Below are 17,396 nucleotides of genomic sequence, written 5' to 3'. Positions count from 1 at the left end.
ACACGCTGTACGGATCATCGAACAATGTCCATCGACTTCGGCGACATCTCGGCTTTTCTGGCGGTGGCGAGGGCAGGCGGCTTCCGCGACGCCGCCCGCGCGGCCGGCGACAGCGCCTCGCGCCTCAGCGAGGCGGTGCGGCGGCTGGAGGCGCGGCTCGGCGTGCGCCTCTTTCACCGGACGACGCGCAGCGTCGAGCTGACGGCGGTCGGCCGCGAACTTGCCGACCGGCTGCGGCCGGCCATCGCCGAGGTCGATCTGGCGCTCGACGTGGTCAACGGCTATCGCGAGCGGATCGGCGGGCCGCTCCGGCTCAACGTGCCGGTCAGCGCGGCGCGGCTGGTGCTGCCGGACATCGTGCCGGGTTTCCTCGCCGCCTATCCGGACATCCAGCTGGAGATCGTCGCCGAGGATTCGTTCGTCGATCTGGTGGCCTCGGGCTGCGACGCCGGCATCCGCTACGACGAGCGGCTGGAGCAGGACATGATCGCCGTGCCGATCGGTCCGCGGCAGCAGCGCTATGCGCTGGCCGCCGCGTCCGCCTATCTCGACCGCTGCGGCCGGCCGGCGCATCCGCGCGACCTCCTCGGCCACAACTGCCTGCGCGGCCGCTTTTCGAGCGGCGCGCTGTCGCCCTGGGAGTTCGAGAAGGACGGCGAGGCGCTGATCGTCGATCCGGTGGGGCAGCTCGTGGTCGGTCCGGGCGGCGGCGCCGACCTGCTGATCGCCGCGGCGATCGGCGGCGTCGGCATCATGGGGCTGTTCGAGGACTGGTTGAGGCCGCATTTCGACGCCGGCGCGCTAGAGCCGGTGCTGGAGCCCTGGTGGCCGCGCTTTTCCGGGCCGTTCCTTTACTATCCCGGCCGACGGCTGGTGCCGGCACCGCTCAGGGCGTTCATCGACTTCGTGAAGGCGGCCGGCGCGGATCAGGCGGTCAGGCTCCAGGCGGCGACGGCCTCCTCCAGCATGGCCAGCGCCTGAACCACCGCGGCAAGGCGCACCTCGGCGCGGCCGACATCGCCGAAGCGGCGCGCGACGTGGACGGTCGGCCGGCCGGTGACGGCGCAGGCGAAATGCACCAGGCCGACCGGCTTGTCGTCCGTGCCGCCATCGGGGCCGGCGATGCCGGTGACGGCGACGGCGAGCGCGGCGCGCGAATGGGCGAGCGCGCCCTCGGCCATGGCGCGGGCGGTGGCCTCCGATACGGCGCCGTGGGCGATCAGCGTCGCCTCGGGCACGCCCAGCATCTCCACCTTGGCGGCGTTGGAATAGGTGACGAAGCCGCGCTCCACCACCGCCGAGGAGCCGGCGATCTCGGTCAGCAGGCCGGCGATCAGGCCACCGGTGCAGCTCTCGGCGGTGGCGATGGTCAACTGCTTGGTGCGGGCTTTTTCGAGCAGAGTCGCGGCGCGCGGGTGAAGCGGCGACAGATCGGTCATGGCGTTTGTCCTTTCCCTCAGGGGGCAACGTCGGCCGGCCGGGCCGGTTCCGGGCCGCCGAGCGGCAGCCGCACCGTGGCGGTGGCGATGGCGGCGATGCCCTCGCGGCGGCCGGCAAAACCGAGGCCTTCGTTGGTGGTGGCCTTGACGCCGACCCGGTCGATGGTGATGCCGCAAGCCTCGGCGATCGCCGCCCGCATGGCCTCGCGATGCGGCCCGACCTTGGGTGCCTCGGCGATGAGCGTGACGTCGCAATGGGCGAGAATGCCGCCGCGCTCGCGGACGCGCCGCACCGCGTCTTCCAGGAACAGCCGGGAGGCGGCGCCGCGCCAGCGCTGGTCGGAGGGCGGGAAGTGCTGGCCGATGTCGCCGTCGCCGAGGGCGCCGAGGATGGCGTCGGTCAGCGCGTGCAGGGCGACGTCGGCGTCCGAGTGGCCCTTGAGGCGATGATCATGCGGGATGAACACGCCGCCGAGCGTGACGCCGTCGCCCGGCTCCAGCACGTGGACGTCGTAGCCGGTGCCGACGCGGACGTCCGGCGTGGCGAGGAAGGCTTCGGTGGAAAGGCGCTGTTCGGCCATGGCGAAATCCTCCGGCGTGGTCAGCTTGACGTTGTCGGCGCCGCCGTCGACGAGCCATACGCGGTGGCCGGCCATTTCGGCGACGGCGGCGTCGTCGGTGATGCCGGTGACGCCGCGGGCGGAGAGCGCCCGGTGGGCGGCGACGATCTCGGCATAGCGGAAGCCCTGCGGCGTGGCGGCCCGCCACAGGTTCTGGCGCGGCACCGTCTCGCCGACATAGCCGTCGTCGTCGGCCCGCTTCACCGTGTCGGTCACCGGCACGCCGGCCAGCACCGCCACCTCCCGGCCGAGCGCGCCGATCACCCGGTCGATGGCGGCGGCGCCGATGAACGGCCGCACGGCGTCGTGGATCAGCACCAGGTCGGGGGCGTCGGCGGAAAGCGCCTCCAGGCCGGCGAGGCAGCTCGCCTGACGATCGGCGCCGCCGAAAACCGGCGGCAGCAGGCGCGGATCGTCGAGGCCGGCGATGGCAGCGGCGTAGAGGTCGCGGTCGTCGGGGTGGATCACCGCCAGCAGGCGATCGACGCCGGGATGGCCGAGAAAGGCGGCGATGGTGCGGGCGATCACCGGCCGGCCGCAGAGCGTGCGATATTGCTTGGGCGGCTCGCCGGCGGCGGCGGCGCGGGCGCCGCGTCCGGCGGCGGCCAGAATCACCGCCACCCTCGGCGGCGCGGACGGCGGGACGGGACGCGAGGTGCTGGACGGCATGGCCTTCGACTGGGCTCCGCTCGGCGGCCGGCGCACGGCCGCGTCAAAAATGTGCATTCTCGTTACGTTATCGGCTGGAGGCCCCGCAAGACGCTTGCGTCGTTTCTTTTGAAAGGCTATCAATTGCGTAATTTGTATGCAATGAAACTTCTGCACAAGGTGTAAGCATGACGGTTCGGAAGCCGGAGGACGGGACGGCGATGGCAGCGGCGACGGCGCTCCGCGTCGGTCCGCTGACGGTGGCGTCGCGGGTGTTCCTGGCGCCGATGGCCGGCATCACCGACCTGCCGTTCCGCCGCCTTGCCCGCCGCTACGGCGCCGGCCTCACCGTATCGGAGATGGTGGCGTCGGAAACGCTGCTCGACGGCGATCCGGAGACCACGGCGCGCGCCGAGGCCGACGACGACGGGCTGCACGTCGTGCAACTGGCCGGACGCGAGGCGCGCTGGATGGCCGAGGGCGCCCGGGCGGCCGAGGCCGGCGGTGCCGACATCATCGACATCAACATGGGCTGTCCGGCCAAGAAGGTGGTGTCGGGCTATTCCGGCTCGGCCCTGATGCGCGACCTCGACCACGCGCTGACGCTGATCGAGGCGGTGGTCGGCGCCGCCCGCGTGCCGGTGACGCTGAAGATGCGGCTCGGCTGGGACGATTGCTCGATCAACGCGCCGGAACTGGCCCGGCGGGCCGAGGCGGCCGGCGTCGCGCTGGTCACCGTCCACGCCCGCACGCGCAACCAGTTCTACAAGGGCACGGCCGACTGGTCGAAGGTGAGGGCGGTGCGCGAGGCCGTCGCCATTCCGCTGGTCGTCAACGGCGACGTCGTCGACGCCGCCTCGGCGCGCGAGGCCCTGCGCCAGTCGGGCGCCGACGCGGTGATGGTCGGCCGTGGCGCCTGCGGCCGGCCCTGGCTGCCGGGCCGGATCGCCGAAGCGCTCGCCACGGGCGGCGAGGTCGCGGCGCCGGCGCGGGGCGACATCCTGGGCGCGCTCAAGGCCCAATATACGCATATGCTCGCCTACTACGGCGAAGGCCTCGGCCTCCGCATGGCCCGCAAGCACCTCGGCTGGACCTTCGACGCCGTGCCGCGCCGCGACGCGGCGGCATCGGGCATCCGCCGGCGGGCGCTGACGGCCGAAACGCCGGACGCCGCCATCGAGGCCGTCGACGAATGGTTCGCGGCCGGTGAAGCGAATTTCGAGAGGATTGCCGCATGACGTCGCCATCATCCGCCGAGGGCTCGGCCGGGCGGGATCTCGAAGTGTCGATCCTCAACGCCCTGCCGCATCCGGTGATCATGCTGGACGCCGAGGGCCGGGTCTGCTCGGCCAACGACGCGGCGCAGAATTTCTTCCAGTCGAGCGCCGCCGTGCTCGGCCGCCATTCGCTGCGGCATTTCGTGCCGTTCGGCAGCCCGCTCCTCCAACTCGTCGAGCAGGTGCGCGAGCGCGGCTCGTCGGTCAACGAATACCGCGTCGATGTCGGCACGCCGCGAAACGGCGGCGAGCGCGTCGTCGATATCTACGCCGCTCCCGCCTCCGACCGTCCCGGCCACGTGGTGATCATGCTCCAGGAGCGCACCATGGCCGACAAGATGGACAAGCAGCTCACCCATCGCGGCGCCGCCCGCTCGGTGACCGGCCTCGCCGCCATGCTGGCGCACGAGATCAAGAACCCGCTCTCCGGCATCCGCGGCGCGGCGCAGCTTCTCGAACAGTCGGCCGACGACGACGACCGGGCGCTGACCCAACTGATCACCGAGGAGGCCGACCGCATCGTCAAGCTGGTCGACCGCATGGAGGTGTTCTCCGACGAGCGGCCGATCGAGCGCGAGCCGGTCAACATCCACGCCGTGCTGGAGCACGTGAAGCGCCTGGCGCTCACCGGCTTTGCCCGCGACATCCGCATCGTCGAGGAATACGACCCGTCGCTGCCGCCGGTCTATGCCAACCGCGACCAACTGGTGCAGGTGTTCCTCAACCTCGTCAAGAACGCCGCCGAGGCGCTGACCGACACGCCGGACGCCGAGATCGCCCTGACGACGGCCTTCCGGCCGGGCGTGCGGCTGTCGGTGCCGGGCACGCGCGAGCGCGTCAGCCTGCCGCTGGAATTCTGCGTCCGCGACAACGGCCCCGGCGTGCCCGAGGAGATCCAGACGCACATGTTCGATCCCTTCGTCACCACCAAGACCAACGGCAGCGGCCTCGGCCTCGCCCTGGTCGCCAAGATCGTCGGCGACCACGGCGGCGTCATCGAGTGCGAGAGCCAGCCGCGCCGCACCACCTTCCGCCTTCTCCTCCCCGCCTATGTCGACAAGATCGCCGACTGAAAGGGTCCTCTCCGATGCCAACCGGCAGCATACTCGTCGCCGACGACGATTCCGCCATCCGAACGGTGCTGAACCAGGCCCTGTCGCGGGCGGGCTACGAAGTGCGTCTCACCTCCAACGCGGCGACGCTGTGGCGCTGGGTCAGCCAGGGTGACGGCGACCTCGTCATCACCGACGTGGTGATGCCCGACGAGAACGCCTTCGACCTGCTGCCGCGTATCAAGAAGGCGCGCCCCGACCTGCCGGTGGTGGTGATGAGCGCCCAGAACACCTTCATGACGGCGATCCGCGCCTCGGAAAAGGGCGCCTACGAGTATCTGCCCAAGCCCTTCGACCTCAAGGAGCTGATCGCCATCGTCGGCCGGGCGCTGGCCGAGCCCAAGGGCCGGCAGCGGCTGGAGCCCGGCGAGGACGGCGCCGAGAACATGCCGCTGGTCGGCCGCTCGCCGGCCATGCAGGAAATCTACCGCGTGCTCGCCCGGCTGATGCAGACCGACCTGACGGTGATGATCACCGGCGAGAGCGGCACCGGCAAGGAACTGGTGGCGCGCGCCCTGCACGACTACGGCAAGCGCCGCAACGGCCCGTTCGTGCCGATCAACATGGCGGCCATCCCGCGCGACCTGATCGAGAGCGAGCTGTTCGGCCACGAGAAGGGCGCCTTCACCGGCGCCCAGGCCCGCTCGGCCGGCCGCTTCGAGCAGGCCGAGGGCGGCACCCTGTTCCTCGACGAGATCGGCGACATGCCGATGGACGCCCAGACGCGCCTCCTGCGCGTGCTCCAGCAGGGCGAATACACCACGGTCGGCGGCCGCACGCCGATCAAGACCGATGTGCGCATCGTCGCCGCCACCAACAAGGACCTGCGGCTCTTGATCAATCAGGGCCTTTTCCGCGAGGACCTGTTCTTCCGCCTCAACGTGGTACCGATCCGCCTGCCGCCGCTCCGCGAGCGCGTCGAGGACATTCCCGACCTCGTCCGCCACTTCTTCACCGTGGCCGAGAAGGAGGGGCTGCCGTCCAAGCAGATCGAGGCGGCGGCGGTCGAGCGGCTGAAGCGCTATCGCTGGCCCGGCAACATTCGCGAACTGGAGAACCTCGTCCGCCGCCTCGCCGCCCTCTATCCGCAGGACACCATCACGGTGAACCTGATCGAGGCGGAGCTGGCGACGCCGACCGTGACGCTGATCGAGGAGGAGACGCCGGCCGACGAGGACCTGTCTGAATCGGTGGAGCGCTTCCTTGCCAAGTATTTCGCCGAGTTCGGCGACAACCTGCCGCCGCCCGGCCTCTATCACCGCATCCTCAAGGAAGTGGAATATCCGCTGATCGGCGCGGCGCTGGCGGCGACGCGCGGCAACCAGATCAAGGCGGCCGAACTGCTCGGCGTCAACCGCAATACGCTGCGCAAGAAGATCCGCGACCTCGACGTGCAGGTGATCCGCAATTCGCGCTGAGCCGGCGCATGTATGAAAAAAAAGAGGCGCCGGCCGAGGTCGGCGCCTGTTCTTTTGGCTGTCGCATGACGGCCGACAATTCATTGCCGGTCATCAATGCATGAGGCCGAGGATATACCGCATCGTCCGCCTGACGATGCTGGTCCGTTCGACGGGATTTATCAGCTCCAGCTCGTAGTCATATTGACTCTGGTCTGGAAATGACCTTCTCTTCGGCTTGGGCTGCATGAACAGATGGACGTATTGATCGGGGGTCATGGCGTTTCTCCCTGGTTCGTCATCTGGATACAGCGACAAATGAATCGGTTCAATCCTCCAGGATTGCAACTTGGCGTGCAGAAATGAAAAACATCCCCTGGGATTCCTACCAAATCTTCCTGGCGGTCGCCCGGGCCGGCAGCCTCAGCGCGGCGGCCGACCGCATCGGCCTCTCAAGCGCCACCGTCGGCCGGCGGATGCTGGATCTCGAACGGCAGATGGAGTGCGCGCTGTTCGTGCGCAGCCAGTCGGGCTACTCGCTGACCGGCGGCGGGCAGGCGCTGCTCGACCATCTTGCCGGCATGGAGGCGGCCGGCCGCGAGATGGAAGTCTGGAACGCCGGTCTCTGCGGCGCGGTGCGGGTTCGCATCTGCGCCGGCTCGTGGTGCGCCCGCTTTCTCGCCCGCCATCTCGGCGAACTGGTGCGGCCGGGAGACCGGCACGGCATCGATCTCGGCATTTCCGAGGAGCGGGCCAGCCTTGCCCATCGCAGCGCCGATATCGGCATTCGCGCCTTCGAGCCGGAAGAGAGCAACCTCGCCGCCGTGCGCCTGCCGGAGGTGGCCTACGCCGTCTATGCGGCCCGCGACATGCCGCCCGGTCAGGTCGATCGCTGGATCGCCGTGACGGAGGAGGCGGCCATCTCGCGCTACCTCCGCTATCCGCACGAGCGCTGGCCGAACAACCTGATCGCCACCGTCAGCCGGGCCGAGGGGCTGAGGCATTCCATCCTGTCGGGCGCCGGCGTCGGCGCGCTGCCCTGCTTCGTCGGCGACGACGATCCGGAGCTTCGCCGGGTGGGCGAGGAGATCGCCGAACTCCGCCACCGCAGTTGGCTGGTCATGAACAACGAGGACCGCCACCGGCCGGAGATCCGGACGGTGGTCGACCGCATGCGGGCCCTGTTCCGCCGCCACGCGGCGCTGTTCGAGGGGCGGGCTGACCGGCAATCGTCCTTGCCAAACGCCGAGAGCGTGTCCACATAGGACTCCTGTTTTCGGAGAAGCCCATGAGCGAAGCCCAGAGCGACGAGCCGCCGCATTTCGACGCGGCCGTGGTGGGGGGAGGGCCGGCCGGCCTTGCCGCCGCCATTGCGCTCGGCGACGCCGGCCTGCGCGTGGCGCTGGTGGCGCCGGCGCCCGGCGTCGATGATTGGCGGACGACGGCGCTGCTCGGCGGGTCGGTCGATTTCCTCGCCCGGCACGGCATCTGGGACGGGCTGGCCGCCGTCGCCGCGCCGCTCAGGCGCATGCGCCTTGTCGATGCCACCGGCCGGCTGTTCCGGGCACCCGATGTCGCCTTCGACGCCCGCGAGATCGGCCGCGAGCTGTTCGGCTACAATGTCGCCAACGGTGCGCTGGTGGCGGCGCTGTCGAAGGGCATCGCCCAGCGCGACAATCGCATCGTCCGTTTCGAGGCGCTGTTCCAGACGCTCGACCACCGTGGAACCGGCGACATTCTTCGTCTGTCCTCCGGCGAAACGCTGTCGGCAGCGCTGGTGATCGCCGCCGACGGCCGCAAGTCCGGCGTGCGGCAGGCGGCCGGCATCGACGTGAAATCCTGGAGCTATCCGCAGGAAGCCCTGGTGCTCAGCCTCACGCACGGCGAACCGCACCGCGATGCCTCCGTCGAGTTCCATACCAAGGCCGGGCCGTTCACACTGGTGCCGCACGGCGAGCGGCGGTCGTCGCTGGTCTGGATGGACCGGCGGGAGGTGATCGAGCACATGAACGGGCTCGACGACGCGGCGCTCTCCGCCGAGATCGAGCGCCGCGCCGGCTCGGTGCTCGGCAAGATGACCATCGACAGCCCCCGCCAGCGCTGGCCGATCTCCGGCTTCCAGGCGCAGCGGCTGGCCGCCGGCCGCGTGGCGCTGGTCGGCGAGGCGGCGCACGGCATTCCGCCGATCGGCGCCCAGGGGTTCAATCTGACGCTGCGCGACGTCGAGGTGCTCAGGGAGATCGTTGCGTCCTCGGCCGAGGATGGGCGGGCCTTCGACGGCGTGGTGGCTGCCAAGCGCTACGCCCAGGCGCGGCGCTTCGACATCATCGGCCACGTGACCGGCGTCGACCTTCTCAACCGATCGCTGCTGACCGGCTTCCTGCCGGTGCAGGCCGCCCGCGCCGCCGGCCTGTGGCTCGCCCGCGACGTCGGCCCCTTCCGGCGCTTCCTGATGCGCCTCGGGCTGGGGGCGCGATAGCCGGTCCCTGAGAATCAACCGCGCTGGAAATAGGCCGTCGGCGTGACGCCCAACGTCCGTTTGAAGAGCGCGATGAAGGCGCTGACGCTGTCGTAGCCGAGATCGAGGGCGACGTTGGTCACCGCTTGCCCTTCGGCCAGCATTTCCAATGCCCGCATCAATCTCGCCCGCTGGCGCCAGGCCGTGTAGGTGAAGCCCGTTTCCAGGACGAAGCGGCGGCTCGCCGTACGCTCCGAAATGCCGGCCCAATCAGCCCATTCGCCGATGCCGCGCCGGTCGCCGGGATCGTCGAGCAGGGCGCGGGCGATCAGCGCCAGGCGCGGGTCGCGCGGCATCGGCAGCCCGAAAGGCTTGACGGGAGCGGTGCGCAGTTCATTGAGGATCACCATGGCGACGTGCCACTGCTCTTCGTCGAGGCTGTCGCCCTGCCAGTCCGAGGCGCGCATCACCGCCTCGCGCAGCAAGCCCGACGTTCTGATCGTACACGGCGAGGTCGGCAGGCTGACGCAGGCCGGTTCGGCCACGTAGCAGCTCCATGCTTCGATGGCGCCGTGCGTCCAGCCGTAATGGCGATGATGGGGCGGCAGCCAGACCGCATGGTCGGCCGGCACGATCCAGGCGCCGGCCTCCGTGCCCATGGTCAGCAGCCCCCGGCGCAGGCCGGAGAGCTGGCCGCGCGCGTGGCTGTGCGTTCCCAGTTCGCGATGCTCGGCCTGCGCCTCGTAGAGCGCGATGATGACGGGGTCGCGGGGGTTGCTGGCCGCCAACGCGAATTTCTCCTCGACCATGGCGGCTACTCGCAATTGTTTGGCGTCGATAGCTTAGCGCGGCCGCCTGCGGCCGGCTATCGTCTTTCGACAGGAGAAGCCGATGACCATGCAAAGCCCCTCTCTCGCCGAAGCCGATCTCGACCGCCTCTACGCGCCGCCCTCGGAGCATATCCAGAAGGCGGTGATGCCGGAGCTGCTGTCATTTCACGTCGCCTATCTGGAAAAGGCGACCTTCTTCTGCCTCGCCACCGGCGACAGCAGCGGGCTCGACGCCTCGCCGCGCGGCGGCCCGCCGGGCTTTGTCAACGTGCTGGACAGCAAAACGGTGGCGTTCGCCGACTGGCCGGGAAACAATCGCATCGAATCGCTGCGCAACCTCACCGAGGACGACCGGCTCGGCATGCTGTTCCTGTTTCCGGGCCTCGACGTGTTCATGCGGATCAACGGGCACGGCCGGGTCACCGAGGATCCGGCGCTTTGCGCCAGCCTGGCGGAGGGGACCAAGCAGCCGAAGACCGCCATCGTCGTGACGGTGGACGAGGTGCTGTTCCATTGCGGCAAGGCGGTCAACCGGGCACGACTGTGGGACCCGGCATCGCGCATCGACCGCAACAGCGTGCCGACGCCGGGGCAGATACTGGCGACCATGACCAAGCAGGACGCCGCCGTCGCCGAGGCGATCGACGCGCACTACGATCAGGCCGTGCGGAGCGACCTCTACGGCTGAATGTCACTCCGGCTTGGGCTGCGGCAGCACCGGCAGCGCCGGATCGCGCGGCTTGGCGCCGTCGAGGAGGTCGTTGGGATCGGCCTTCGGCGCCGGAGCGGCGGCGTCGTCGTCGTCGGCATCGGGCGGCAGGTCGACGGCGTCCGGATCCTTGGTGTCGACGTCCGCCTTGCCGGCGGCGGCCTTGGCCCGCTCGACCTTGCGCCACTTGGCGACGTTGCGGTTGTGCTCGGCGAGGCTCGCCGCGAAGATGTGGCCGCCGCTGCCGTCGGCAACGAAATAGAGGTCCTTGGTGTTGGACGGATTGGCCACCGCCTCCAGCGCGGCACGGCCGGGATTGGCGATCGGCCCCGGCGGCAGGCCGTTGACGTGATAGGTGTTGTAGGGCGTCGGCTTGTCGATGTCGGCGCGGGTGATCGGCCGGCCGAGCGTGCCGGCGCCGCCGACCAGGCCGTAGATGATGGTCGGGTCGGATTGCAGGCGCATGTTGCGCTCAAGCCGGTTGAGGAACACCGAGGCGACGTGCGGCCGCTCGTCGGCCTTGCCGGTCTCCTTCTCGACGATCGAGGCCAGCGTCACCAACTGGTGCGGCCCGTCGAAGGGCAGGTCCTTGTCGCGACCGGCCCAGATTTCTTCGAGCGCCCGGGCATGGGCGGACTTCATCTGATCGAGAATCTGGCTGCGGGCAGCGCCGCGCGTGAAGCTGTAGGTTTCGGGCAGCAGCGTGCCCTCGTCCGGCACGCCGGCCACGGCGCCGGTCAGGAACTCGTTGGCGTTCAGCCGGTCGACGATCTGCCGCGAGGTGAGACCCTCGGGGAAGGTGATCTGGTGCAGGATCGCCTTGCCCGACACCAGCATGTTCATGACGCCGCGCATGCTGATGCCGGCCGGGAAGGCGTATTCGCCGGCCTTGAGGCGGCCCTGCTGCTGGTAAGCGCGCACGCCGCCGATGAAGACGTAGTGGCCGAAGAGGTCGTAGGGGCTCTCGATCACCCCCTCGGTCTCCAGGATGTCGGCGATGCGGGCGAGGCCGGAATCGGCCGGAATGACCACCACCTTCTCGGCGGTCAGCGGGCCGGGTTTCTCGAACTCGCCCTTGCCCCAGTAGAGCAGCACGCCGGCGGCGATGACACCGAGCACCAACAGCGTCACCAGGCCGTTCATCACCACGACGATCGGGTTGCGGGCCGAGCGCGAGCGCGGCAACGGCGGCGCCTGCTCGGGCGCCAGCGCTTCGCGCGGGCTCTTGGGATTGAGCCGCGTCCTGACCTCGTCGCTGGTGTCGTTTGCGTCCTGCCTGTCGTCCATCGGCCTCTTCCTGGAGCGTCGCTTCGTCACTTCCGCCTAGAATTGTGGCAGCAGCGCGGAACGGCGGGGCTTCCAAGCAACACGGCCGTTCCGGGCTTGGCAAGCGCCGCTTTGTGATTGCCACAGCTTTCGCCGCCGAATCAAACGGCCCGCCGGACTTTGCAATCCGGCGGGCCGTCTTTTCTGTCCCAGTCTCCGACCGGCCTCAGCCCTCGAAAGCCTTGACGATCAGCGAAGCGTTGGTGCCGCCGAAACCGAAGGAGTTGGACAGCGCGTAGCGCAGCTTCTTCTCCTTGGCCTTGTGCGGCACGAGATCGATCGGCGTCTCGACGTTGGGATTGTCGAGGTTGATGGTCGGCGGCAGGATGCCGTCGCGCACGGCGAGCGTGGTGTAAATCGCCTCGATGGCGCCGGCGGCGCCGAGAAGGTGACCGGTCATCGACTTGGTCGACGACATGGCCAGCGACTTCGCCGCCTCGCCGAACAGCCGCTCGACGGCGCCGACCTCGATGCCGTCGGCCATGGTCGAGGTGCCGTGGGCGTTGATGTAGCCGATCTCGTCCGGCGAGATCTTGGCGTTGCGCAGGGCGGCCTTCATGCAGCGGAAGGCGCCGTCGCCGTCCTCGGAGGGGGCGGTGATGTGGTAGGCGTCGCCCGACATGCCGTAGCCGACGATCTCGCCGTAGATGGTGGCGCCGCGCTTCCTGGCGTGCTCCAGCTCCTCGACGACGACGATGCCGGCGCCTTCGCTCATCACGAAGCCGTCGCGGTCGCGGTCATAGGGGCGCGAGCCTTGCTCGGGACGGTCGTTGAAAGTGAAGCAAAGCGCCTTCATCGAGGCGAAGCCGGCCAGCGACAGACGGCACACCGGGCTTTCCGAGCCGCCGGCAATCATCACGTCCGCTTCGTCGTTGGCGATCAGCCGCGCCGCGTCGCCGATGGCGTGCGAGCCGGTGGAGCAGGCGGTGACGACCGAGGAGTTGGGGCCCTTGTAGCCGTGGGCGATGGAGATGTAGCCGGCGGTGAGGTTGATCAGCCGGCCGGGAATGAAGAACGGCGAGATGCGGCGCGGTCCCTTGTCGCGCAGCGTGTAGCCGGCCTCGACGATGCCGTTGAGGCCGCCGATGCCCGAGCCGACCAGCACGCCCGAGCGGGACTGATCGTCGTAGTCGGTCGGCGTCCAGCCGCTGTCCGCGACCGCCTGACGGGCCGCCTCCAGCGCGAAGATGATGAAGTCGTCGACCTTGCGCTGGTCCTTGGGGTCCATGGCGAGGTCGGGATTGAAGGTGCCGTCGCTGCCGTCGCCACGCGGAATGACGCCGGCGATCTGGCAGGCGATATCGTCGACGGGGAAGGATTCGATGCGGCGGATGCCGCTCTTGCCGGCCTTGATGGCGGCCCAGTTATGCTCGACACCGCAGCCGAGCGGCGTGACCATGCCGAGACCGGTGATGACGACTCGCCTCATTTGGACGAGAGCCTCCCTGTTGGTCGTCTCCGCCGGGTCCGTCGCCATGGGGAGGACACGCGCGAGCGGGACGCTGGAGCATCCGTTCGAAAAGCGGATGCAGGAAAACGAAGACCGGAGCAAGAATCCGAGTCGGCCTGACCGACTGTTGCTTCGGCGGGCGGAGTGAAGAGGCCGTTCAGCCGGGACCGACCGGCGCCGCCGGCCGCCAAGCCGGCAGACAGGTAACGCCCAAGCAAAGGAAGCAGTTCCTCGGAGAGGAACTGCTTCCCAGCCGGATGCGTCCGGAAATCAGCCCGTCGCCTTCTCGAGGAACTTGACGGCGTCGCCGACCGTCAGGATCGTCTCGGCGGCATCGTCGGGGATCTCGACGCCGAAGGCTTCCTCGAAGGCCATGACCAGCTCGACGGTGTCGAGGGAATCGGCACCCAGGTCTTCGATGAAGGAGGCTTCGAGAACCACCTTGTCGGCATCCACGCCGAGATGGTCGATAACGATGGTCTTCACCTTTTCAGCGACTTCGCTCATGTTCACGGATCCTTGTCAGTCCAAATCCATTGCCGAACGGGACGCCGGCCGCCCGCCGCCTGCCTCGCATCAGCGATGCCGCGACGACGAAGGCCGGCTACCGAAGGTGTCGAGCATCCCAGTGCCTGACGGCACCCCCGCAGTTGGTCCGATCGCCCGCCCCCGGGGGTAGAACAAGCCCGAAGCCCCTCGGAAATCGTGGCGATCCCAGCCTATGCTCGTGCTCACGACCTTCGCGCGGGTCCTCGAACGGTTCCCGATCAGATCGCGGGCTTGGTAACACACTTCGCCCCTGATGACTAGCGGCCCCTCGCGAAACCGCCGTTGATCGCGAATGGTTCGTTTACCATCCGCGAAACCCTGAAAACGCGGCAAAGGCCGGGGTTGCCCGGCCTTCCCGTCAGATCATCGCCATGCCGCCGTTGACGTGCAGCGTCTGGCCGGTGACGTAGGCGGCTTCGCGGCTGGCGAGGTAGACGCAGGCGGCGGCGATCTCGTCGGCGGTGCCGAGCCGGCCCATCGGCACGGCGGCCAGCGTACCTTCCTTCTGCTTGTCGTTGAGCGCGTCGGTCATCGCCGTTTCGATGAAGCCGGGCGCCACGCAGTTGGCGGTGATGCCGCGGCTCGCCACCTCGGCGGCCAGCGCCTTGGTCATGCCGATCATGCCGGCCTTGGCGGCGGCATAGTTGCCCTGGCCGGGATTGCCGGTGACGCCGACGATGGAGGTGATGCCGATGACGCGGCCGAAGCGGCGCTTCATCATGCCCTTGATCGCGGCGCGGGCCAGACGGAAGCCGGAGGTGAGGTTCACCTCGATCACCTGATCCCAGTCCTCATCCTTCATGCGCATGAACAGGCCATCGCGGGTGATGCCGGCGTTGTTGATGAGAATGTCGACCTGGCCGAGGGCGGCCTCGGCGTCGGTGAACAGACGGTCGACGTCGGCGCGGTCGGAAAGGTTGGCGGCGACGATGTGGACGCGGTCGCCGAGCTTGCCGGCCAGTGCTTCGAGCGGCGCCAGACGGGTGCCGGACAGCGCTACCCTGGCACCCTGTGCGTGCAGCGCGGTGGCGATCGCGCCGCCGATGCCGCCGGAGGCGCCGGTGACCAGTGCCGTCATTCCAGTCAAGTCGAACATGACTTCCACCCCGTTCCCAAGGCCGTCCGATCATTGCCGGTGGCTTGCTGGACGGCCTGACACCACGTCGGCCGTGCCAAGTCAAGCGCAAACGGCCGGTTTCCCCGCATTTGCCGGTGGTTACCGGTCCGGATGACGGCTTGGAGCGTCCGAAGACTGCTGACGCGGACGGACCGGGGTCCTTCTACTCTCGCCATGCCAGACAAGGAGATTCCCATGGCCGGACAGTCGCATTTCTCCACCGTGTCGATCATCGCCCTCGGCGTCGCCGATCTCGCCCACTCGCGCGCCTTCTACGAGGCGCTGGGCTTCACAGCAGGTCCCGGATCGAACGAGAACATCGTGTTCTTCCAGCTCGCCGGGCTGGTGCTGTCGATCTTTCCGCGTTTGGCCCTCGCCGAGGACGCGGAGGTGGCCGACGACGGCCACGGTTTCGACGGCGTGACCCTCGCTCACAACTATCCGTCCGAAGAGGCGGTCGACGCGGCGATGGCGGCGGCGCTCGCCGCCGGCGCGACGCTGAAGAAGACGCCGCAGAAGGTGTTCTGGGGCGGTTATTCAGGCTATTTCGCCGATCCCGACGGCCATCTCTGGGAAGTCGCCCACAATCCCTTCGTCCAGGTCGACGATCGTGGCATAGTGACGCTCTGAACTCAGGATAAGGAGAGTCACCGATGGCCATCGACGGCAAGAGCGACGACGACATCACCCGCATCCTCGAGGAGACGCGGACCATCGCCGTGGTCGGCGCCAGCCAGAACCCGGCGCGCCCCGTCTATGGCGTCATGGGCTTCCTGATCGGACGCGGCTACGAGGTCTACCCGATCAACCCCGGCCTCGCCGGCCAGGAGTTGCAGGGGCGGACGGTCTACGCCAGCCTCGCCGACGTGCCGGCCGAGATCGACATGGTCGACGTGTTCCGCAATTCCGAGGCGGCCGGCGACACCATCGACGAGGCGCTGGCGCTGCCGGTGCCGCCGAAGACCATCTGGCTGCAGCTCGGCGTCATCAACCAGGCCGGCTTCGACCGGGCCGAGGCGAAGGGCGTCCGGACGGTGATGGACCGCTGCCCGGCCATCGAGGCGCCGCGCCTCGGGGTATGAGGGACAAGGCCGGCGGCGGTCGGTCACCGGCCGTCGTCACCCCTCGAAGGCCTTTCTCAAGGCGTCGATGTCGAACTTGCGCGAGGCCAGGATGGCGGCGGTGAGGCGCGCCTTGGCGGCGGCATCGCCCGAGGCCATCCAGTCGTTGATCGCCGCCGGCGACACCTGCCAGGACAGGCCGTAGCGGTCCTTGATCCAGCCGCATACGCCGTCTTCGGGGTCAGCGGCAAGGACGGTCCAATAATAGTCGATCTCGGCCTGCGTCTCGCAGGGGATCATCAGGCTGATCGCTTCGTTGAACCTGAACGCCGGGCCGGCGCTGATCGCCATGAACGGCAGGCCGGCGAGCGTGAAGGACACGAGGTCGCAGTCGCCGGACGGCGTGCCTTCGATGCGGTCCACCGCGTCGATGTGCGAACCGGGGAACACCGAGACGTAGAATTCGGCCGCCTCGACGGCCTCCTTGTCGAACCAGAGATGCGGCGTGAGGGCGGGGGCCGTGCGGGGCTTGCCGGCGGTCGATGCGATGGTCGTCATGGCGAGGCTCCTTCTGGTCGGGAAAACAGCAGGCCGACGTAGCGGCGGAGATGATCGACGGAACTGGCGGCGATCGCCGCGTCGCCGGTCGCCTTGGCGAGGATGAACGCCCCTTGCAGCACCGCCATGGCGTGGCGGGCGAGGCTTGCGGCGGTGACGCCGCCGGCGATGCCGTGGCGGGCGATGGCGGCGTCGATGTCGGCTTCGAGCCGGGCGGCGTGGTCGAAGATGGCGGCGGCGCAGGCATCGCGGATCGCCGGATGCGTCTCGAAGGTCTCCTGCAGCAGGGTGCCGGCGACGCAGGAGAAGGCGGCGGGCTCGCCCATCAGGATCGCCTTGCGGAAATCGATGTAGCCGAGCACCCGGTCGAGCGGGTCGTCGGGCGCGTGATAGGGCGCGGCGGCGAACAGCGCGCCGGTGGTCGCCGACCAGTATTCGGCGGCGGCGACGGCCAGCGCCTCCTTGCCATCGAAATGGTGGAAGAACGAGCCCTTGGCGACCCCGGCCGCCGCGCAGAGGTCGTCGACCGTCGTGGCGGCATAGCCCTTCTTGCGCAGGATGATCATCGCCGCGTCGAGCAGCTTTCGCCGGGCGGGCGGCATGGGGGCAAGTGTGGCGGACGGTGCATTCATGAAGAGATTTGTACCGACTGGTCGGTATAAAAGCAATAATACGTATGGCGGGGGTGAGAAAAGGCGACATGGGGAGAAACAGGGCGCGGGACGTGTTGAAGAAGAGGACCGCGGAGGATGGAAGCGAGGAACGGGCGGGGCGGAGGGGGAAGCGCTGGAAGATCTGGAGACGCGGTTTCAGGTGGGCCCGCCGCTCATTGAAGAGGACCGCGG

At 68.9% G+C, this 17,396-nt stretch carries 19 protein-coding genes; 9 read left to right on the top strand and 10 right to left on the bottom strand.

The features are described 5' to 3' along the window. Positions 1-24 precede the first annotated feature (24 nt). A complete protein-coding gene (locus H512_RS23100; protein ID WP_053239673.1) occupies positions 25-981 on the top strand; it encodes a LysR family transcriptional regulator in 957 nt (318 codons plus the stop codon). On the opposite strand, the gene H512_RS0107965 is transcribed toward H512_RS23100, so the two are convergent. Beyond that, complete coding sequence (locus tag H512_RS0107965) at positions 927-1,439, bottom strand: CinA family protein (RefSeq protein ID WP_036790586.1); 513 nt, start codon at positions 1,437-1,439, stop codon at positions 927-929. The genes H512_RS23100 and H512_RS0107965 overlap by 55 nt on opposite strands. Before the next feature lie 17 nt (positions 1,440-1,456). Then, positions 1,457-2,728, bottom strand: a complete 1,272-nt coding sequence (locus tag H512_RS23095) for a bifunctional 2-C-methyl-D-erythritol 4-phosphate cytidylyltransferase/2-C-methyl-D-erythritol 2,4-cyclodiphosphate synthase (protein ID WP_053239677.1) — start codon at positions 2,726-2,728, stop codon at positions 1,457-1,459. Positions 2,729-2,895: 167 nt separating this feature from the next. Here H512_RS23095 and dusB point away from each other — a divergent pair, with 167 nt between their 5' ends. The 3 genes from dusB to ntrC are packed head-to-tail and all read left to right on the top strand — an operon-like array spanning position 2,896 to position 6,514. Beyond that, positions 2,896-3,945, top strand: a complete 1,050-nt coding sequence (gene dusB, locus H512_RS0107955; protein ID WP_084798360.1) for a tRNA dihydrouridine synthase DusB — start codon at positions 2,896-2,898, stop codon at positions 3,943-3,945. Then, a complete protein-coding gene (locus H512_RS0107950) occupies positions 3,942-5,057 on the top strand; it encodes a two-component system sensor histidine kinase NtrB (protein WP_026783002.1) in 1,116 nt (371 codons plus the stop codon). Before dusB ends, H512_RS0107950 begins: the two co-directional genes overlap by 4 nt. 14 nt (positions 5,058-5,071) lie before the next feature. Next, complete coding sequence (ntrC, locus tag H512_RS0107945) at positions 5,072-6,514, top strand: nitrogen regulation protein NR(I) (RefSeq protein ID WP_026783001.1); 1,443 nt, start codon at positions 5,072-5,074, stop codon at positions 6,512-6,514. Between the two features lie 93 nt (positions 6,515-6,607). Here the strand turns inward: ntrC and H512_RS26900 are convergent, their stop codons facing one another. Further along, a complete protein-coding gene (locus tag H512_RS26900) occupies positions 6,608-6,772 on the bottom strand; it encodes a hypothetical protein (protein WP_156899418.1) in 165 nt (54 codons plus the stop codon). An 83-nt stretch (positions 6,773-6,855) separates the two neighbouring features. Between H512_RS26900 and H512_RS0107935 the strand changes: the two genes are divergently transcribed. Together H512_RS0107935 and H512_RS23090 are read left to right on the top strand one after the other, a co-directional pair. After that, positions 6,856-7,758, top strand: coding sequence for a LysR family transcriptional regulator (locus H512_RS0107935; protein WP_026783000.1), 903 nt, complete (start codon positions 6,856-6,858; stop codon positions 7,756-7,758). A 23-nt stretch (positions 7,759-7,781) separates the two neighbouring features. After that, positions 7,782-8,972 carry a UbiH/UbiF family hydroxylase gene (locus H512_RS23090; protein WP_036790584.1) on the top strand — a complete coding sequence of 397 codons (1,191 nt, stop codon included), beginning with the start codon at positions 7,782-7,784 and terminating at the stop codon, positions 8,970-8,972. Positions 8,973-8,986: 14 nt separating this feature from the next. On the opposite strand, the gene H512_RS0107925 is transcribed toward H512_RS23090, so the two are convergent. Beyond that, the gene (locus H512_RS0107925; protein WP_026782999.1) at positions 8,987-9,760 is read right to left on the bottom strand and encodes an AraC family transcriptional regulator; all 774 of its coding nucleotides are present in this window, start codon (positions 9,758-9,760) and stop codon (positions 8,987-8,989) included. Between the two features lie 82 nt (positions 9,761-9,842). On the opposite strand from H512_RS0107925, the gene H512_RS0107920 reads away from it, so the two are divergent. Further along, complete coding sequence (locus tag H512_RS0107920) at positions 9,843-10,469, top strand: MSMEG_1061 family FMN-dependent PPOX-type flavoprotein (protein ID WP_026782998.1); 627 nt, start codon at positions 9,843-9,845, stop codon at positions 10,467-10,469. 3 nt (positions 10,470-10,472) lie between these two features. On the opposite strand, the gene mltG is transcribed toward H512_RS0107920, so the two are convergent. The 4 genes from mltG to fabG all read right to left on the bottom strand — a co-directional run bounded on the left by mltG (position 10,473) and on the right by fabG (position 14,911). Continuing rightward, positions 10,473-11,777: an endolytic transglycosylase MltG gene (gene mltG / locus H512_RS23085; protein ID WP_053239672.1), complete on the bottom strand. Its 1,305-nt coding sequence runs from the start codon at positions 11,775-11,777 to the stop codon at positions 10,473-10,475. Between the two features lie 205 nt (positions 11,778-11,982). Beyond that, positions 11,983-13,245 (bottom strand): beta-ketoacyl-ACP synthase II, encoded by a 1,263-nt coding sequence (gene fabF / locus H512_RS0107910; protein WP_026782997.1) that lies wholly within the window; start codon positions 13,243-13,245, stop codon positions 11,983-11,985. A 291-nt stretch (positions 13,246-13,536) separates the two neighbouring features. Then, positions 13,537-13,773, bottom strand: coding sequence for an acyl carrier protein (locus H512_RS0107905; protein ID WP_026782996.1), 237 nt, complete (start codon positions 13,771-13,773; stop codon positions 13,537-13,539). Between the two features lie 400 nt (positions 13,774-14,173). Beyond that, positions 14,174-14,911 carry a 3-oxoacyl-[acyl-carrier-protein] reductase gene (gene fabG, locus H512_RS0107900; RefSeq protein WP_026782995.1) on the bottom strand — a complete coding sequence of 246 codons (738 nt, stop codon included), beginning with the start codon at positions 14,909-14,911 and terminating at the stop codon, positions 14,174-14,176. A 216-nt stretch (positions 14,912-15,127) separates the two neighbouring features. Here fabG and H512_RS0107895 point away from each other — a divergent pair, with 216 nt between their 5' ends. After that, the gene (locus H512_RS0107895; protein WP_036790581.1) at positions 15,128-15,562 is read left to right on the top strand and encodes a VOC family protein; all 435 of its coding nucleotides are present in this window, start codon (positions 15,128-15,130) and stop codon (positions 15,560-15,562) included. 23 nt (positions 15,563-15,585) lie between these two features. After that, positions 15,586-16,014: a CoA-binding protein gene (locus tag H512_RS0107890; RefSeq protein WP_026782993.1), complete on the top strand. Its 429-nt coding sequence runs from the start codon at positions 15,586-15,588 to the stop codon at positions 16,012-16,014. Between the two features lie 36 nt (positions 16,015-16,050). Here H512_RS0107890 and H512_RS0107885 read toward each other — a convergent pair whose 3' ends face one another. Further along, the gene (locus H512_RS0107885) at positions 16,051-16,551 is read right to left on the bottom strand and encodes a VOC family protein (RefSeq protein ID WP_053239671.1); all 501 of its coding nucleotides are present in this window, start codon (positions 16,549-16,551) and stop codon (positions 16,051-16,053) included. Beyond that, positions 16,548-17,183, bottom strand: coding sequence for a TetR/AcrR family transcriptional regulator (locus H512_RS0107880; protein ID WP_084798359.1), 636 nt, complete (start codon positions 17,181-17,183; stop codon positions 16,548-16,550). The genes H512_RS0107885 and H512_RS0107880 overlap by 4 nt, the downstream gene beginning before the upstream one ends. Between the last annotated feature and the right edge of the window lie 213 nt (positions 17,184-17,396).

Source organism: Pleomorphomonas koreensis DSM 23070 (assembly GCF_000425185.1).
Taxonomy (GTDB): domain Bacteria; phylum Pseudomonadota; class Alphaproteobacteria; order Rhizobiales; family Pleomorphomonadaceae; genus Pleomorphomonas; species Pleomorphomonas koreensis.
Note: the sequence above shows the minus strand (reverse complement) of the source record. Positions and strands in the feature narration are given on the sequence as shown.

What these genes read in the sequence shown, in the direction of transcription:
- H512_RS23100 (WP_053239673.1), top strand. Translation starts at nt 25, where the DNA reads ATGTCCATCGACTTCGGCGACATCTCGGCTTTTCTGGCGGTGGCGAGG.
- H512_RS0107965 (WP_036790586.1), bottom strand. Translation starts at nt 1,439, where the DNA reads ATGACCGATCTGTCGCCGCTTCACCCGCGCGCCGCGACTCTGCTCGAA.
- H512_RS23095 (WP_053239677.1), bottom strand. Translation starts at nt 2,728, where the DNA reads ATGCCGTCCAGCACCTCGCGTCCCGTCCCGCCGTCCGCGCCGCCGAGG.
- dusB (WP_084798360.1), top strand. Translation starts at nt 2,896, where the DNA reads ATGACGGTTCGGAAGCCGGAGGACGGGACGGCGATGGCAGCGGCGACG.
- H512_RS0107950 (WP_026783002.1), top strand. Translation starts at nt 3,942, where the DNA reads ATGACGTCGCCATCATCCGCCGAGGGCTCGGCCGGGCGGGATCTCGAA.
- ntrC (WP_026783001.1), top strand. Translation starts at nt 5,072, where the DNA reads ATGCCAACCGGCAGCATACTCGTCGCCGACGACGATTCCGCCATCCGA.
- H512_RS26900 (WP_156899418.1), bottom strand. Translation starts at nt 6,772, where the DNA reads ATGACCCCCGATCAATACGTCCATCTGTTCATGCAGCCCAAGCCGAAG.
- H512_RS0107935 (WP_026783000.1), top strand. Translation starts at nt 6,856, where the DNA reads ATGAAAAACATCCCCTGGGATTCCTACCAAATCTTCCTGGCGGTCGCC.
- H512_RS23090 (WP_036790584.1), top strand. Translation starts at nt 7,782, where the DNA reads ATGAGCGAAGCCCAGAGCGACGAGCCGCCGCATTTCGACGCGGCCGTG.
- H512_RS0107925 (WP_026782999.1), bottom strand. Translation starts at nt 9,760, where the DNA reads ATGGTCGAGGAGAAATTCGCGTTGGCGGCCAGCAACCCCCGCGACCCC.
- H512_RS0107920 (WP_026782998.1), top strand. Translation starts at nt 9,843, where the DNA reads ATGACCATGCAAAGCCCCTCTCTCGCCGAAGCCGATCTCGACCGCCTC.
- mltG (WP_053239672.1), bottom strand. Translation starts at nt 11,777, where the DNA reads ATGGACGACAGGCAGGACGCAAACGACACCAGCGACGAGGTCAGGACG.
- fabF (WP_026782997.1), bottom strand. Translation starts at nt 13,245, where the DNA reads ATGAGGCGAGTCGTCATCACCGGTCTCGGCATGGTCACGCCGCTCGGC.
- H512_RS0107905 (WP_026782996.1), bottom strand. Translation starts at nt 13,773, where the DNA reads ATGAGCGAAGTCGCTGAAAAGGTGAAGACCATCGTTATCGACCATCTC.
- fabG (WP_026782995.1), bottom strand. Translation starts at nt 14,911, where the DNA reads ATGTTCGACTTGACTGGAATGACGGCACTGGTCACCGGCGCCTCCGGC.
- H512_RS0107895 (WP_036790581.1), top strand. Translation starts at nt 15,128, where the DNA reads ATGGCCGGACAGTCGCATTTCTCCACCGTGTCGATCATCGCCCTCGGC.
- H512_RS0107890 (WP_026782993.1), top strand. Translation starts at nt 15,586, where the DNA reads ATGGCCATCGACGGCAAGAGCGACGACGACATCACCCGCATCCTCGAG.
- H512_RS0107885 (WP_053239671.1), bottom strand. Translation starts at nt 16,551, where the DNA reads ATGACGACCATCGCATCGACCGCCGGCAAGCCCCGCACGGCCCCCGCC.
- H512_RS0107880 (WP_084798359.1), bottom strand. Translation starts at nt 17,183, where the DNA reads ATGAATGCACCGTCCGCCACACTTGCCCCCATGCCGCCCGCCCGGCGA.